The 13,983-nt window shown below is 57.2% G+C and carries 13 protein-coding genes; 3 read left to right on the top strand and 10 right to left on the bottom strand.

Features of this window, described 5'->3' with window-relative positions; all coding sequences use genetic code 11:
- Positions 1-3: 3 nt before the first annotated feature.
- The 8 genes from BOW53_RS03740 to BOW53_RS03705 all read right to left on the bottom strand — a co-directional run bounded on the left by BOW53_RS03740 (position 4) and on the right by BOW53_RS03705 (position 6,829).
- Entirely contained in the window at positions 4-264 is a 261-nt protein-coding gene (locus tag BOW53_RS03740; RefSeq protein ID WP_078486174.1) for a phosphate-starvation-inducible PsiE family protein, read from the bottom strand.
- A 160-nt stretch (positions 265-424) separates the two neighbouring features.
- On the bottom strand, positions 425-2,083 hold the full coding sequence (ubiB, locus tag BOW53_RS03735) for a ubiquinone biosynthesis regulatory protein kinase UbiB (protein ID WP_078486173.1): 1,659 nt from the start codon (positions 2,081-2,083) through the stop codon (positions 425-427).
- Entirely contained in the window at positions 2,080-2,712 is a 633-nt protein-coding gene (locus BOW53_RS03730) for a ubiquinone biosynthesis accessory factor UbiJ (protein ID WP_078486172.1), read from the bottom strand. Before BOW53_RS03730 ends, ubiB begins: the two co-directional genes overlap by 4 nt.
- A 25-nt stretch (positions 2,713-2,737) precedes the next feature.
- Positions 2,738-3,487: a bifunctional demethylmenaquinone methyltransferase/2-methoxy-6-polyprenyl-1,4-benzoquinol methylase UbiE gene (gene ubiE, locus BOW53_RS03725; RefSeq protein ID WP_078486171.1), complete on the bottom strand. Its 750-nt coding sequence runs from the start codon at positions 3,485-3,487 to the stop codon at positions 2,738-2,740.
- A 138-nt stretch (positions 3,488-3,625) separates the two neighbouring features.
- The gene (locus tag BOW53_RS03720; RefSeq protein WP_078486170.1) at positions 3,626-3,991 is read right to left on the bottom strand and encodes a gamma-butyrobetaine hydroxylase family protein; all 366 of its coding nucleotides are present in this window, start codon (positions 3,989-3,991) and stop codon (positions 3,626-3,628) included.
- 111 nt (positions 3,992-4,102) lie between these two features.
- Positions 4,103-5,440 (bottom strand): ATP-dependent protease ATPase subunit HslU, encoded by a 1,338-nt coding sequence (gene hslU, locus BOW53_RS03715; protein WP_078486169.1) that lies wholly within the window; start codon positions 5,438-5,440, stop codon positions 4,103-4,105.
- A 2-nt stretch (positions 5,441-5,442) separates the two neighbouring features.
- The gene (hslV, locus tag BOW53_RS03710) at positions 5,443-5,985 is read right to left on the bottom strand and encodes an ATP-dependent protease subunit HslV (protein ID WP_078486168.1); all 543 of its coding nucleotides are present in this window, start codon (positions 5,983-5,985) and stop codon (positions 5,443-5,445) included.
- Positions 5,986-6,097: 112 nt separating this feature from the next.
- Positions 6,098-6,829, bottom strand: a complete 732-nt coding sequence (locus BOW53_RS03705; protein ID WP_078486192.1) for a helix-turn-helix domain-containing protein — start codon at positions 6,827-6,829, stop codon at positions 6,098-6,100.
- A gap of 130 nt (positions 6,830-6,959) precedes the next feature.
- On the opposite strand from BOW53_RS03705, the gene BOW53_RS03700 reads away from it, so the two are divergent.
- From BOW53_RS03700 to BOW53_RS03690, 3 genes are all read left to right on the top strand, one after another.
- Positions 6,960-10,193 carry an MFS transporter gene (locus tag BOW53_RS03700; protein ID WP_078486167.1) on the top strand — a complete coding sequence of 1,078 codons (3,234 nt, stop codon included), beginning with the start codon at positions 6,960-6,962 and terminating at the stop codon, positions 10,191-10,193.
- Positions 10,190-11,206: an amidohydrolase family protein gene (locus tag BOW53_RS03695; RefSeq protein WP_078486166.1), complete on the top strand. Its 1,017-nt coding sequence runs from the start codon at positions 10,190-10,192 to the stop codon at positions 11,204-11,206. The genes BOW53_RS03700 and BOW53_RS03695 overlap by 4 nt, the downstream gene beginning before the upstream one ends.
- Positions 11,207-11,478: 272 nt before the next feature.
- Positions 11,479-11,742, top strand: a complete 264-nt coding sequence (locus tag BOW53_RS03690; RefSeq protein ID WP_078486165.1) for a hypothetical protein — start codon at positions 11,479-11,481, stop codon at positions 11,740-11,742.
- Here BOW53_RS03690 and BOW53_RS03685 read toward each other — a convergent pair.
- Both BOW53_RS03685 and BOW53_RS03680 read right to left on the bottom strand, forming a co-directional pair.
- On the bottom strand, positions 11,739-12,500 hold the full coding sequence (locus BOW53_RS03685) for a pyridoxamine 5'-phosphate oxidase family protein (protein WP_078486164.1): 762 nt from the start codon (positions 12,498-12,500) through the stop codon (positions 11,739-11,741). The genes BOW53_RS03690 and BOW53_RS03685 overlap by 4 nt on opposite strands.
- Before the next feature lie 195 nt (positions 12,501-12,695).
- Positions 12,696-13,151: a hypothetical protein gene (locus tag BOW53_RS03680; RefSeq protein WP_135606988.1), complete on the bottom strand. Its 456-nt coding sequence runs from the start codon at positions 13,149-13,151 to the stop codon at positions 12,696-12,698.
- Positions 13,152-13,983: the final 832 nt, after the last annotated feature.

Genomic DNA, 13,983 nt, shown 5'->3' with positions numbered 1-13,983 from the left:
GGTTCAGCGGCAATGGCGGAGCCAGCAAGCATGGCGCAGGCGCTTGGTCTTGAAATAGATGCCGACCATGGCGCCAAGTTCGAGGTAGATGAAGAGTAGCAGGATGTCCTTGATGCCGGGGTGACCCTCGGCGATTATGCGGAACACTTCTGCCCAGGAAGCCCAGATGATGGCCGCGCCGATGACGAAAAGCCCCATCAGATGGAAACCGTCCACCATGATGTTGCCCAGGTCTTCAACCTTTTGGAAGTGTTTAGCCGGCATACCGCTCCTCCTGATTATTTTTCAGAGGTTAGCTGACAATCTGCTGGATTAAAACCTGTACGGGGTATGTTGGTTGGCGGAGAAGGGAAAATGATTATCGGAGCCGTGTCCTCATGGCGATAATTTGGTGGTTGAACGGATCGCCCAGAGGACTGGGCTCCTACAGGCTACGCATCCAGGTAGAGAGCAGGATCGCGGCGCCAGCAACACTCAGGCCGATGCCGGAGGTTACGATCACCGTTGCGGGCAGCATAATGCTGGGTCCCAGGGTGAGCAGCATAGCGCCGGAGACCAGCATGGCTGCGCCGGTGATGCTGGCGACGGTGTTGTGGTGGTTCTCCTTCAGGGTCTCGTGCATCTGCTTAAGCTCCTCGGATTTCCACTTCAGTTCCAGGCGGCCTTCCGCAGCGTCCCGCAGCACCTTGTGTGCCAGCAGGGGCATGTCCGCGGCGTGCTCGGTCATCTGGGGCAGATTTCTGCGCAGCTTGCGGGTGAACGCCTTGGGTCCGACCTGTTCCTGCATCCAGCGCTCCATGAACGGCTTGGCGGTGGTCCAGAGATCGAGTTCGGGGTAGAGCTGGCGGCCAAGTCCCTCGATGTAGAGTAGGGTCTTTTGCAGCAGCACCAGCTGGGGCTGCACTTCCATGTTGAAACGGCGCGCGGTCTGGAACAGGTTGAGCAGGAAATGGCCGAAGGAGATCTCGCTCAGGGGCTTGTTGAAGATCGGCTCGCACACGGAACGGATGGCCGATTCGAACTCGTCCACCCGAGTATCCCGGGGCACCCATTCAGACTCCACGTGCAGCTCCGCCACCCGGTGGTAGTCGCGATTGAAGAAGGCAAGCAGGTTCTCCGCCAGGTAGCGCTGGTCCTCGGTGGTCAGGGAGCCGACGATGCCGAAGTCCACCACGATATAGCGGCCGCTGGGCTCCACGAAGATGTTGCCGGGGTGCATGTCGGCGTGAAAGAAGTTGTCCCGGAACACCTGGGTGAAGAAGATCTCAACACCCTGTTCACCCAGCTGCTTCATGCTGATGCCCTGGGTCTTGAGGGTCTCCACGTTGCTTACCGGTGTACCGTGAATGCGCTCCAGCACCAGCACGTTCTTGCGGGTCAGGTCCCAGTAGACCTCGGGCACGAACAGGATGTCGCTGCCCTCCCAGTTGCGGCGCAGCTGGGCGGCGTTGGCTGCTTCGCGCTGCAGGTCCAGCTCGTCCAGGATGGTCTTCTCGTAGTCCTGTACCACCTCGACGGGCCGCAGGCGCTTGCCGTCCTTCCAGTAGCGGTCGGCCAGTCGGGCAATGATGTAGAGCAACCCGACGTCGCGGCGGATAATCCGCTCGATATCCGGGCGCAGCACTTTCACCACCACTTTCTTGCCGTCCTTGAGCGTGGCGGCATGTACCTGGGCGATGGAGGCCGAGGCCATGGGGGTCTCGTCGAAGTCGTCCAGCACCTCTTCGATGGAGTGGCCGAAGGCCTTTTCGATCAGGGTGCGGGCCTGGGAACCGGAGAAAGGGGGGACGGCGTCCTGGAGCTTGGCCAGTTCGTCGGCGATGTCGTCGGGCAGCAGGTCGCGCCGGGTGGAGAGGATCTGTCCGAATTTCACGAAGATCGGGCCCAGGTCCTCCAGGGCCTGGCGCATGCGTACCGGGTAGGCAGGCAGCTTCTCCCGGCGCAGCCAGTAGAAGGGGGAGAGGTAGAGCAGGAAACGCACCGGTCGGAACAGGTGGGTAGCGAGGATCACCTCGTCCAGGCCATGCCGCAGAAGTACCCAGTTGATGTGCAGAAGGCGCAGTGCTTCGGAGGGCCTTATCACTTGCTCTCACCCTTGTTCTTGTTGATGTTGTTCTTCAGGCGGTTGATTCGCGCCTCCATGCGCTCCACGTCGTTGCGCAGGGTGTCGACGTTTTTCAGAAAATGGTCTATCTCGGGTTTCACCGGCAGCAGCCGGATCTCCTCCTGCAGGTACTCCTGCAGGTCCATGCCCAGGGTCTCCAGGGAGCGCTTGCCCCATTGGCTGGTGGTGCGGGCCAGGTTCCCCATCTCGTGGGCGATGATATCGCCGGTGTAGTGGGAGAGCTGCTCCTCCCAGTCTATGTCCATGGCGGCGAGGATCTTGCCGAACGCGTGAGCGAGATCCGTGTCGCCGCTGATCTCCACCTGACCGGCGAACAGCTGCTCGGTGCTGCCCTTGGGGTCGCCCATGAGGCCAAGGGCAATGGGTGTCCCGCGCAGGGTGCAGTCCGCCTCGCCTTCGTATGCCGACAAGACCTGGAGGCGGTTGGGGCTGGGCACCAGGTAGAGGGTCTGTCCGAGGCCCATCAGTTCGAAGGCAATGACCTTGCCGTAGAGTCCTGCCATCTTTTCCCGGGCTGCAGGATCCAGGGCGAGGTACCGGTTGATGGCCTCTTCCAGGGTGGCGTATGCAAGTCCGGAGATGCTCATGTTTTGCGCCTGGTGCAATGGGGGCTCAGAGTTTGAAACCGCGGTGCGCGGCGACGATGCCGCCGGTCATGTTGTGGTAGTCGCAGCGCTCAAGCCCTGCCTGCTCCATCATGCCCTTGAGGGTCTCCTGGTCGGGGTGCATGCGGATGGACTCCGCGAGGTAGCGGTAGCTGTCCTCGTCGTTGGCCACCAGCCGGCCCATCATGGGCAGCAGCTTGAAGGAGTAGATGTCGTAGATCTGTTTCAAGGGTTCCCCGTTGGGGTGGGAGAACTCCAGCACCAATACCCGGCCGCCGGGCTTGAGCACCCGGTGCATCTCGCTTAGTGCCTTCTGCTTGTCGGTAACGTTGCGCAGGCCGAAGGCGATGGTGATGCAGTCGAAGCTGTTGTCCGGGAAGGGGATGTTCTCGGCGTTGACCTGGGTGTACTCCACGTTACCCACCAGGCCTTCGTCGGCCATGCGCTTGCGACCCTCGTCGAGCATGGCGGCGTTGATGTCGGTCATCACCACCAGGCCGTCTGGGCCGACCAGCCCCGCGAAACGGGCGGCAAGATCGCCGGTGCCCGAGGCCAGGTCCAACACCTTCTGGCCGCGCTTGATGCCTGCCAATTCTACGGCGAAACGTTTCCACAGGCGGTGGATGCCCATGGACATCAGGTCATTCATCAGGTCGTAACGGCTGGCCACCGAATCGAAGACCTGGCTAACCCGCCCCTGCTTCTCATCTGTACGCACATTTTTATATCCGAAATGCGTGGTGTTTTCATCCGTCATGACATCGACTCTCTATATAAACTGCGGGGCGCAAAGGTGCGCCAAGTTCGCGGAGATTTTACATGGTATATATGAAAAGACCGAATTCTAACAGAATTCGGTCTTTTCATTCGGCGAAACGGTTACGCGCGAAGCGGATCAGTTCGGTTCTTTGCGCTTGTGCCCTGCAGCTTCCAGGCGGGCCAGGTAGTCTTGCCAGTTCTGCTCCTGGTTGGCGCCCAGGCTGTAGAGGGTGTCCCAGGAGTAGATGCCGGTGTTGTGGCCGTCGTCGAAGTGCAAGGCCACGGCGTAGTTGCCCACCGGTGAGATCTGATCGATGGTGGCGTCTTCCTTGCCTACCTGCAGCACCTCCTGGCCGGGGCCGTGGCCCTGTACTTCGGCGGAGGGGGAGAAGACCCGCAGGTATTCGCAGGGCAGGTTGAAGTGGGCACCGTCGTCGAAGGTGATCTCCAGCACCCGCGACTGGCGGTGCAGGTTCAGTTCTGTGGGTACATGCTTGGACATGTTTGTACTCCTAAATATCTATTTCGCCGCAGATTAGCACAGTTCCCTGCAAGTATTGGCCATGAATCGCCTGGGGTTGCTGTGCTCAGGGGCAAAATGCAATTCGCCTGTTTACAGAATGAAGCGGCTCAGGTCTTCGTCGGCCACCAGTTCATTCAGGTTGTTGTTCACGTAGGTCTCGTCTACTGTCACGGTGGTGCCGGGCACTTCCGATGCGGTGAAGGAGATGCTCTCCAGCAGCCGTTCCACCACGGTATGCAGGCGGCGGGCACCGATGTTCTCGGTGGTCTCGTTCACCTGCCAGGCAACCTCGGCAATGCGTCGGATGCCGTCCTCGGTGAACTCCAGCTTCACCCCTTCGGTATCCATCAGCGCCTTGTACTGGTCGGTGAGGGAGGCGTCGGGCTCGGTGAGGATGCGGGTGAAGTCCTCGGTGCTCAGGGCGTCCAGCTCCACGCGGATCGGCAGACGGCCCTGCAACTCGGGAATCAAATCCGAGGGCTTGGCCAGGTGAAAGGCGCCAGATGCGATGAACAGGATGTGATCTGTCTTGATCATGCCCTGTTTTGTCGAGACCGTGCAGCCTTCCACCAGGGGCAGCAGATCCCGCTGCACACCCTCGCGGGAGACGTCGGGGCCACCGTACTCTGAGCGGCTGGCCACTTTGTCCAGTTCGTCCAGGAAGACGATGCCGTTCTGCTCAACCATCACCTGGGCGCGGATTTTGAGATCCTCGTCGTTGATGCGCTTGGCCGCCTCTTCGTCCTGCAGCAGCTTCAGGGCGTCCTTGATGCGCAGTTTGCGCTTGCGCTTCTGGCCGCTGCCGATGTTCTGGAACAGGCCCTGGAGCTGGTTGGTCATCTCCTCCATGCCGGGGGGCGCCATGATCTCCACGCCGAGACTGGCGCCGCTGACTTCGATTTCGATCTCCTTGTCGTCCATCTCGCCGTTGCGGATCTTGATCCGGAACTTGTCACGGGTGGTCGAGTCGTCCCGTTGAGACGAACTGTCGGTCTCCCAGCTTGGCGTGGTGGCGCGTGGCAGCAGGGCGTCGAGCACCCGCTCTTCTGCTGCATCGGCGGAGATGTCCTGTACCTTCTCCATCTCCTGCTCGCGCACCATTTTCATGGCAGAATCGGCAAGATCGCGAATGATCGACTCAACATCGCGACCAACATAGCCGACTTCGGTGAATTTTGTCGCTTCAATCTTGATGAAGGGCGCGTTTGCCAGCTTTGCCAGGCGGCGGGCGATCTCGGTCTTGCCCACGCCGGTGGGACCGATCATCAAAATGTTCTTGGGAGTGATTTCGTTGCGCAGGTCGTCACCGACCTGGGCCCGGCGCCAGCGGTTGCGCAGAGCAATGGCCACGGAACGCTTGGCTGCAGACTGGCCGATGATGTGTTTGTCCAGTTCGCGGACGATCTCTTGGGGTGTAATTTTAGACATGGTTATTCGGCGTCCAGCTCTTCGATGACCCGGTTGTGGTTGGTGTAGACGCAGATATCGGCTGCGATGGAGAGACCCTTTTCGACGACGTCCCGGGCACTCAGGTCGGTGTTGTGCAGCAGGGCCTGGGCCGCTGCCTGGGCATAGGGGCCACCGGAGCCGATGGCCATCAGGCTCTCCTCGGGTTCGATCACGTCGCCGGTACCGGTGATGATCAGAGAGGCGTCCTTGTCGGCTACCACCAGCAGCGCCTCCAGTCGGCGCAGCATGCGGTCGGTACGCCAGTCCTTTGCCAGCTCCACGGCTGCCCGGGTCAGGTGACCGTGGTGCTTTTCCAGCTTGGCCTCGAAACGCTCGAACAGGGTGAAGGCATCGGCGGTGGCGCCTGCAAAGCCTGCGAGCACCTGGCTCTTGTAGAGCCGGCGCACCTTGCGGGCGTTGCCCTTCATCACGGTATTGCCCATGGAGACCTGGCCGTCGCCGCCGATCACCACCTTGCCGCCACGCCGGACGGATAGAATTGTTGTGCCTCTGATCTGCTCCACGCGCTGAATCCTCGATACTGCAGTGAATGGTTTATACCACCATGGATAGGGTGGACTATTGTACTTGATTCCAAGTGGGGTAAAAAAAGTGGGATTTCAAGCGCGACGGGGTTTATTTTCTCAGTGGCTTGAACAGGCCATAGTCCCATGGGCGCAGGGCCAGCACCGCGGTGGCACCCTTTTTCTCGGAAAGAGGCAGGTGGCTGTCATCGTCGTTGAGCTGATCGAACTCCCGGGCCAGTTGCTCCAGTTTGCGCTGAAACAGCCGGTTGGCGCTCTCCGAGAGCATACCGTTGATGACGATCAGCCGCTCCGATTCCCGGTCGAACCGGGAACGGAAGAACTCCGCTTGAAGTTTCTGTTGGAAGAACTGCTGGATGGGTCCGTTCTCCCGCCACTTGAAGTTTGGGGCCACCAACAGCTTGATGCGGTTGCGGGGCAACAGCTCGATCAGCTTCAGCCGGTCCAGGTGGGCCAGGTGGTTGATGCAGCGGTTTTCGGAGATGTGGAACTGACCAATGATCTCTGCCAGGCTCCAGCGGTTGAGCACACAGACGGTGACCAGCAGCAGTTCCAGGTCGCCGGCGATCTCCTGCTCCTGTTTCTCGCTGAGGCCGCTCATGGCATGCCGTTCCTGCTGCATCAGCTGAACTAGGTCGGAGATCTCCATGCCCAGCATGGCGCACACTTCGTCCAGCCGCTGCAGGGAGAAGCTCTGCTCGGAGAAGAGGCGCTTAACGCTCGCCTCCGACAGCTGCAGCTGTTCGGCCACGTCGGCGTAGGTCTTGCCGTGGAGTTTCAGCGCCCGTTTGAGGGCGGTGACGAGTTGTTTAGTCTGGGGCATGCGCATCATTCAAGAAAAGTATCGAATAATAATACCTTGGCTGGGGTATCCTGCAAAAATGGGGATATTGGTTGTAGTATGCAATGCTTGGAATTAGATTGGCGGAAATGAACGCTAACTGGGAAATGTGATGCCCAAGATATACCGCCTGGCCGGCTTCATACCGTTTTTACTGATCGTGTTTCTCAACACCTTCGTGGACCTGGGCCACAAGATCGTTATCCAGAACACCATCTTTAAAGTCTACGACGGTCAGCTCCAGATCATTCTCACCGCGGTGGTCAACGGCCTGATACTGCTCCCTTTCGTCATGCTCTTCACCCCGGCGGGCTTTCTCACCGATAAATTTCCCAAGCCGGGCATCATGCGGGCCAGCGCTGCGGTTGCGGTGGGCCTCACCCTGCTGGTGACCCTGAGCTACTACCAGGGGCGGTATGAAATAGCCTTCGGGCTCACCTTCCTGCTGGCGGTGCAGAGTGCAATCTACTCCCCCGCCAAGTACGGTTACATAAAGGAGATGGTGGGCACCCAGCGACTGGCCGAGGCCAACGCCATGGTCCAGGCGGTGACTATCGTGGCCATGCTGGGCGGGGTCTTCTTTTTCTCCCTGCTGTTCGAACACTACCTGGTGGGAGTCGCTTTCCAGGCCCAGGACGACATCCTCCAGGCCGTTGCTCCGGTGGGCTGGCTGCTGGTGGTTTGCTCCACAGCTGAGTTGGCGCTTACTTACCGTCTGGGTAAAGGTGCACATGAGAACAGAGCTCTTACCTTCGACTGGCAGCGTTACGGTAGCGGACGCTACCTGAGGCAGAATTTCGGCGTTGTCCGAGCCAACCGGGTGATCTGGCTCTCCATCGTCGGCCTGTCGGTTTTCTGGGGCGTCTCCCAGGTGGTGCTCGCCTCCTTTCCCGCCTTTGCCAAGGAGACCCTGGCAGAGACCAATACCACCGTCATCCAGGGTCTGCTGGCCTGTTCCGGCTTCGGCATAATCATCGGTTCGCTAATGGCGGACAGGGCCTCCAGGGACTTTATCGAAACGGGACTGATTCCCCTGGGCACACTGGGCATGGTGGGTGCGTTGGCCCTGTTGCCAGGGCTGGAGTCCAGGTTCTGGCTGGGGGCGGACATCCTCGCCTTCGGCCTCTTCGGCGGACTCTTCATCGTGCCCCTCAACTCCCTGATCCAGTTCCATGCCGGTGAAGATCGCCTGGGTACGGTGCTCGCCGGCAACAACTGGGTGCAGAACATCACCATGCTCGGCTTCCTCTGCCTGACGGTGGGATTCGCCCTGGGCGGTGTCGACAGCTTCGGCCTGTTCCACTTGGTGACACTGGTTGCCCTGGTGGGTGCCATCTACACCGTCATCCAGCTGCCCCAGTCCTTCATGCGCTACCTGGTGGCGCTGCTCTTTGCCAGCCGTTACCGGATGGAGATACTCGGCTTCAAGAATATCCCGGAGCAGGGCGGGGTGCTGATGCTGGGCAACCACATCAGTTGGCTCGACTGGGCCATGATCCAGATCGCCTGCCCGCGCCCGATGCGCTTCGTGATGCACCGGGGTATCTACCAGCGCCGGTACCTGAAATGGATCCTGGACCTGGCCGGAGTGATTCCTATCTCCGGCGGCCAGAGCAAGGCTGCGCTTGAGGAGGTCAACGTACTGCTCAGGCAGGGGGAGGTGGTCTGCATCTTTCCCGAGGGTTCCATCAGCCGTAGCGGCCAGCTCGGCGAGTTCAGGAAAGGCTTCGAGCGTACCGTGGATGGCGTCATCCTGCCCTTCTACCTGCGTGGGCTCTGGGGCAGTCGCTTCTCCCGTTCCAGCGAGCGGCTGCAGACTCTGCGCCGCGGGGGTATGAAGCGTGACGTGATCATCGCCTTCGGCAAGCCGATGCCCATGGATGCCACAGCACACCAGGTGAAGCAGCAGGTATTCGATCTCTCCATCGAGGCCTGGGACCAGCATACGGCCACCCTCGATTCATTGCCGCTGGCAATCCTTCGAGGTGCCAAGCGCTCGGGCCAGGGTATCTGCCTGGCGGACAGTAAAGGCAAGCCCCTTTCAGGTTATAAAACCCTGGCGGGCATGCTCGCCTTTTCACGTCTGATCGGCAAGCTGAGCCCGGAACCCAACATCGTTTTGTTGTTGCCCACCACCAGTGCCGGGCTCATCACCAACAGCGCAGCCCTGCTTCAGGGTCGCACGGTGGTCAACCTCAACTACACCGCCAACCTCAAGGCCCTCGAAGGTGCGGTTGAGCATGCAGGAATCTGCAGCATTTATACCTCCCGCCGTTTCATCAGCAAGCTTGAGAAGAAGGGCGTGGATCTCGCGCCACTGCTTGAGGGGGTGCAGGCGGTCTACCTGGAAGACCTGAAGGAGAAGGTGAGCCGTGCAGCAGGTCTCTTCTGCCTGTTCTGTTCAACGGTGTTGCCTGCAAGCTGGCTCTATGCGTTGTTCGGCAAGCCGGTCTCCATTGATGACCCCGCGGCCATCATGTTCTCCAGCGGCAGCGAAGGCACGCCCAAGGGCGTGGTGCTGACTAACCGCAACATCATGGGCAACATCCGCCAAATCTCCGATGTCCTGAACGTTCAGGACGACGACCGGGTGATGGCCACGCTGCCCCTGTTCCATGCCTTCGGTCTTACCGTCACGGGCTTCATGCCCCTGGTGGAGGGGATGCCGGCGATCTGCCATCCCGATCCCACCGATGCCCTGAATATTGCCAAGGCGATCTCCGGTTACCAGGCTGCGGTGTTTTGCGGCACCTCCACCTTTCTGCGCCTGTTCGTGCGCAACAAGCGTGTTCATCCGCTGATGCTCGACTCCATCCGCCTGGTGGTGGCCGGCGCTGAACGGTTGAATCTCGAGGTGGCAGATGCTTTTCAGCTCAAGTTCCACAAACCGATCTACGAGGGTTACGGTGCTACGGAAACCTCTCCGGTGGCCAGCGTCAATATTCCGGATCGTATTGATCCCTCTGACTGGGGGGACAAGGGACATATCGACGCAGACGGTTTTCTCACCATCGTGGACCGCTACTCCCGCTTCGCAAAGATCGGCGGCGAGATGATCAGTCTTGGCGCGGTGGAAGGAGGGATCGGCGAAGGGCTGCCGGAAGCGGTGGAGATACTGGCCACTACCCTTGCAGACGATAAGAAGGGCGAGCAGGTGGTGTTGCTGTTTGCGGGTGATATGACCCGTGAGGAGATGCAGAAACATATCCGCAACTGCAAGCTCAACCCGCTGATGCAGCCTTCAGAACTTTTGAAGGTGGATGTCATACCCAAACTCGGCAGCGGAAAAAACGATTACAACAGCGCCAGGCAGTTGGCCGCGGAGATGATGGGAGAGAAGGGATGAAGACCATCGATATACACACGCACCTGCTCAGTCCTGAGGTGAGCTTCGATCGCTTCTACGATCGAATTGCGATGCGTCCTTTTGGCAAGGGGCTGGGTATCGATTACGAAGCCCTAGCCCGTAACCCCTACGTAGCTTATGTGTCTGCCCTGACCAACTCGGTGAGAAATTCACAACAAGTCGAGAAACTCTGTCTCTTCGGCGTGGACAGCCGTCTCGATCACAAGGGCAGAGAGATACATCGCGACAAGACCGTCTGCGCCACTACAGAAGATGTGCTGGATGTTGCCAATGAATACGCCGACTGCATCATCCCTTTTTTCTCCATCAATCCGCTCCGACCTAATGCGCTGGAACTGATCGACGAGTACATCGAGCGGGGCTGCAAGGGGGCGAAGTTTCTGCAGATCTACTGGGGTGTGGATCTCAATGATCCCCGGTTCGGTCCCTACTACGAGAAGCTCAAAGAGAAGGGCATACCGCTGATCATCCACATCGGCAGTGAATACAGCATCGACTCTTTTGCAGAATACGAACGGATCGAAATGCTGCGTCAGCCACTGGAAGCCGGTGTCAAAGTGATTGCGGCTCACATGGGCTTGGAGCGGGTCGAGCACAAGGCGATGATCTGGCGGAACCTTTCAAAGAAGCCGGCCTATTTCGATAAAGACTACTACCGCCTGCTTGAGCTGCTGGGGTCTGAAGAGAATCTTTATGCCGATATCTCGGCCATTCTTGCACCCTTGAGAGCAAGAGCGCTGCGGCATCTCTCCGAGCAGACCCAGGTACATCACAAGCTGTTGTTCGGTACCGACTACCCGGTGCCCTTCACCGTGAGTTTGAACACCTACGATATGCCGAGGACGAAGAGGCGGAAGATCAAGCGTATTGAGAACCCGTTTGATCGTTATACAGCGGCGATTATGGAGTATTTTCCCGAAGGGCATGGGATTTACAGCAGATGTTTCGTTAAGAATACGTATTTAGAAAATCAGGGTTGTCCCGCGATATAACTTTGATTGCAAACAATGGAGTCAATTATGAATCACCGCGCTTCTGTTCTGGTGACTGGCATCACCGCACTTCTCCTTTCAGGCTCCGCTGTGGCCGGCAACATGATTCAGTGCCCTGATATCTCCCAGGACAGGCAGATTGGCGATTGTCCGTCTGAAGCTGAAATGAAGCGTTTGTTTGATCTCCAATGTGGTTTCGAGCGTGACAAAGGCGCCAAGAAATCCGAGCTGTGTGACAGCATAAGAGAGTACAACGCCGCAAGTTCACCTCGATGTGGGAGTCCGCTGACGGTGAGTTCATGGGCTACAATAGCTGCGCGGTATCCACCGCAGAGATCAAGAAGCGCAAACAGACAAGTGTCGCGGTCTCTCAAAAGAATGGCTTGTACAAGATCGCTTGCGGCTATGAGGGTGGGTCAAAACTTATTATGCGTACCCGCAGTGTATGCAGGGTGCCCGGCGTGAAGACCACGGGTGTTGTCATGCGGGGAGAGTGTGGTGCCAATGGTAAGCCTTGTGTGGTTGAGTGTGACTAACACTTCAGGTTAGCGGACCAAAATAGCGCAACAGCTTCTGGGCCTGCTAGTTGTAATTGGGATGTACAAACTATTGTCGCCCAATAACCGCGCCTATTTTTTAGTTTCTTCTCTTCATAGAACTCCAGCACGTGAGATGGAAGCTCTACGCCATTTTTCAGGTTTTCATCTGGAATAGGATATTCATACACGGTTTTAACCGGTATGGTTCCTGCCCAAAAATCCAACGCATAGTCCTCCGGCTCATCTAGAGGCGGAGAGTCGGCTATTTTTGCAGAAGCAGAGGTAATTTTTATTTCGAGCACTCTTGTCGCTTTTAACTCTTTTGAGTTTGGTTTCCTGCAATGATCCCACCTGCCAGGGACAAAGTGATTGATGATGCGCTTAAGCCCTTCCAGCTTATCCTCTTCTGTTGTTAATTCTCTGACCTCCCCAAAAACAACAGCAGAACGAAATTTCACCGAGTGATGGAAAGCCGATCTTGTGAGCTTCAAGGCGTCAAGGCTCATAACACTGAGGCATACCTCGCCGGCTTTCATCAGGGCGGAAGTCATTCGATTTTTCGTCGAACCATGCAGATACAAATAATCATCAGAACGACCATAATTTATTGGCTGAGCATATGCTTTACCGTCGACATTGAATGCAACGGTGCATATTTCATTCGTATCCAAAATTGAATGAATAGCATCCTTGTCATAACTCGCTTTTTTGCGACCTCTTTTGACAGTATTTCTAGATGTTTTCTCGTATTCCATATTCGAAACCTTAACTACTTATGAGTTTCTTTGGCGAGGGTTTATTTCTGTATAACGTTTGTGCTCAGGGGTGCGCAACAAAGCGGGGCACCCCATGGAGCCCATTATTATATTCTTGTAATTACCAATGAACAGGATCATTGGATTCCTCAACGCATGTAGGACGTTCGCTGATAGTAGGAATTGGCTCTTTCGTTAATGTCGCACGATAATATCGCCGGATGGTGTTATCCGTGACATCTCCCACGTGAAACCGTCATTCTGACCGCTCGGAGCATAGGCCGGACGGTACAGATTGACGTATGCCGTGCCCATGCCTCCGGTGCCGACTTCTACGCCGATGGCACCGGTTTGGGTGCCTCCTTTGTCGACGATAAAGGCAGGACCGCCACCTGGCGCCTTACGGCCGTTTGGATCGATGATGTGTGGGATCCAATTATCCGCCCGGCCGAAGAAGTAGTCCGGGCTCCGATATTTAAAGCGATCGCCGAGGCGTTCGCGGAGCCGCATCAGGCGGAACTGCTCAGCCTTAACCGCTTTGACGGCATTTTTGTAGTTGCTATTGACAACGGAGATGCTCGTCTCAGAAATATATTTGGTATACGCCGGCAAAGCGATGCCCGCGAGGATAGCGACGATCACTAGAAGCAAAGTAGGCATCCGAACACGGCGTGTAGTCATTGGGAGGCGACTGTGGAGCGGTAACGAGCTTGCGATGTTATCGCGTAGCGGTCGGTGACCAGAACGTCCGGGGCACTAATAGGTTGTCGAAGGCTGAGTCGATTTTGGGGACTTGGATGTCCCAAAATCTTTCACAAGGTCGAAGACTCGCTTGAGTTCGATCAAGGTGAGTCCGGATTGCCTATTCATGTGCACCTCCATGAAACTAGCTGAGATCCTGGTTAACGACTCGCTCTTCGGTTAACCGGTTCGTACTTGGCTGTGTTTCCCATCAATCAGGTCGATGTGCGCGTAGCCTGTGATTTTTCTTGGCGCTTCATGTTCCAATACGCTGTATAGGCTTCCAGGAATGCCTCTCTTGAGCAGGGTACCTCCCTGCATATGATCAAGGCCGGATTCAACCAGTATCGATAGCCCTTTCTTCTATGCATTTATCTCCTCCAGCTGCCAGCGTGTTAGTTTGATTTTTCAGTGATGTATGCGGCAGGAGATCGTATTGGCATTCAGGTTATGGATAAGTGAGTCAAAGCGCGTTGATCCATCTCCCAGGGTGGTCTACACCAAAGGTTTAGAGTCGGTGTTTTTGTGATTCCGGTCGCTTGCAGGATGTGAAGAAGCAACAGTAAATGGGGTCAGAGCAAATATGTTCTGAGGTGTGTGGGATAGGTCAGAAAGTTTACTCTGACACCATTATCCGTTACAGGCTAATGGGCCATGCGGTTAATTCGGCAACGCATTCTTTGCCCTATTCACCGAGGCAATAATTTTCTCAGCACTCTTGGTCCACTGGAATGGCTTGGCA

Source organism: Solemya velesiana gill symbiont, from assembly GCF_002020805.1.
Classification (GTDB): domain Bacteria; phylum Pseudomonadota; class Gammaproteobacteria; order Chromatiales; family Chromatiaceae; genus Sedimenticola_A.
The sequence above is the reverse complement of the archived record's forward strand: the minus strand, read 5'-3'. Positions and strand labels throughout refer to the sequence as shown.

Coding starts and splice junctions, on each gene's coding strand:
- hslU (WP_078486169.1), bottom strand. CDS start 5,440: ATGTCTAAAATTACACCCCAAGAGATCGTCCGCGAACTGGACAAACAC.
- BOW53_RS03695 (WP_078486166.1), top strand. CDS start 10,190: ATGAAGACCATCGATATACACACGCACCTGCTCAGTCCTGAGGTGAGC.
- BOW53_RS03730 (WP_078486172.1), bottom strand. CDS start 2,712: ATGAGCATCTCCGGACTTGCATACGCCACCCTGGAAGAGGCCATCAAC.
- BOW53_RS03690 (WP_078486165.1), top strand. CDS start 11,479: ATGTGGGAGTCCGCTGACGGTGAGTTCATGGGCTACAATAGCTGCGCG.
- BOW53_RS03720 (WP_078486170.1), bottom strand. CDS start 3,991: ATGTCCAAGCATGTACCCACAGAACTGAACCTGCACCGCCAGTCGCGG.
- BOW53_RS03740 (WP_078486174.1), bottom strand. CDS start 264: ATGCCGGCTAAACACTTCCAAAAGGTTGAAGACCTGGGCAACATCATG.
- ubiE (WP_078486171.1), bottom strand. CDS start 3,487: ATGACGGATGAAAACACCACGCATTTCGGATATAAAAATGTGCGTACA.
- BOW53_RS03705 (WP_078486192.1), bottom strand. CDS start 6,829: ATGCCCCAGACTAAACAACTCGTCACCGCCCTCAAACGGGCGCTGAAA.
- BOW53_RS03700 (WP_078486167.1), top strand. CDS start 6,960: ATGCCCAAGATATACCGCCTGGCCGGCTTCATACCGTTTTTACTGATC.
- BOW53_RS03685 (WP_078486164.1), bottom strand. CDS start 12,500: ATGGAATACGAGAAAACATCTAGAAATACTGTCAAAAGAGGTCGCAAA.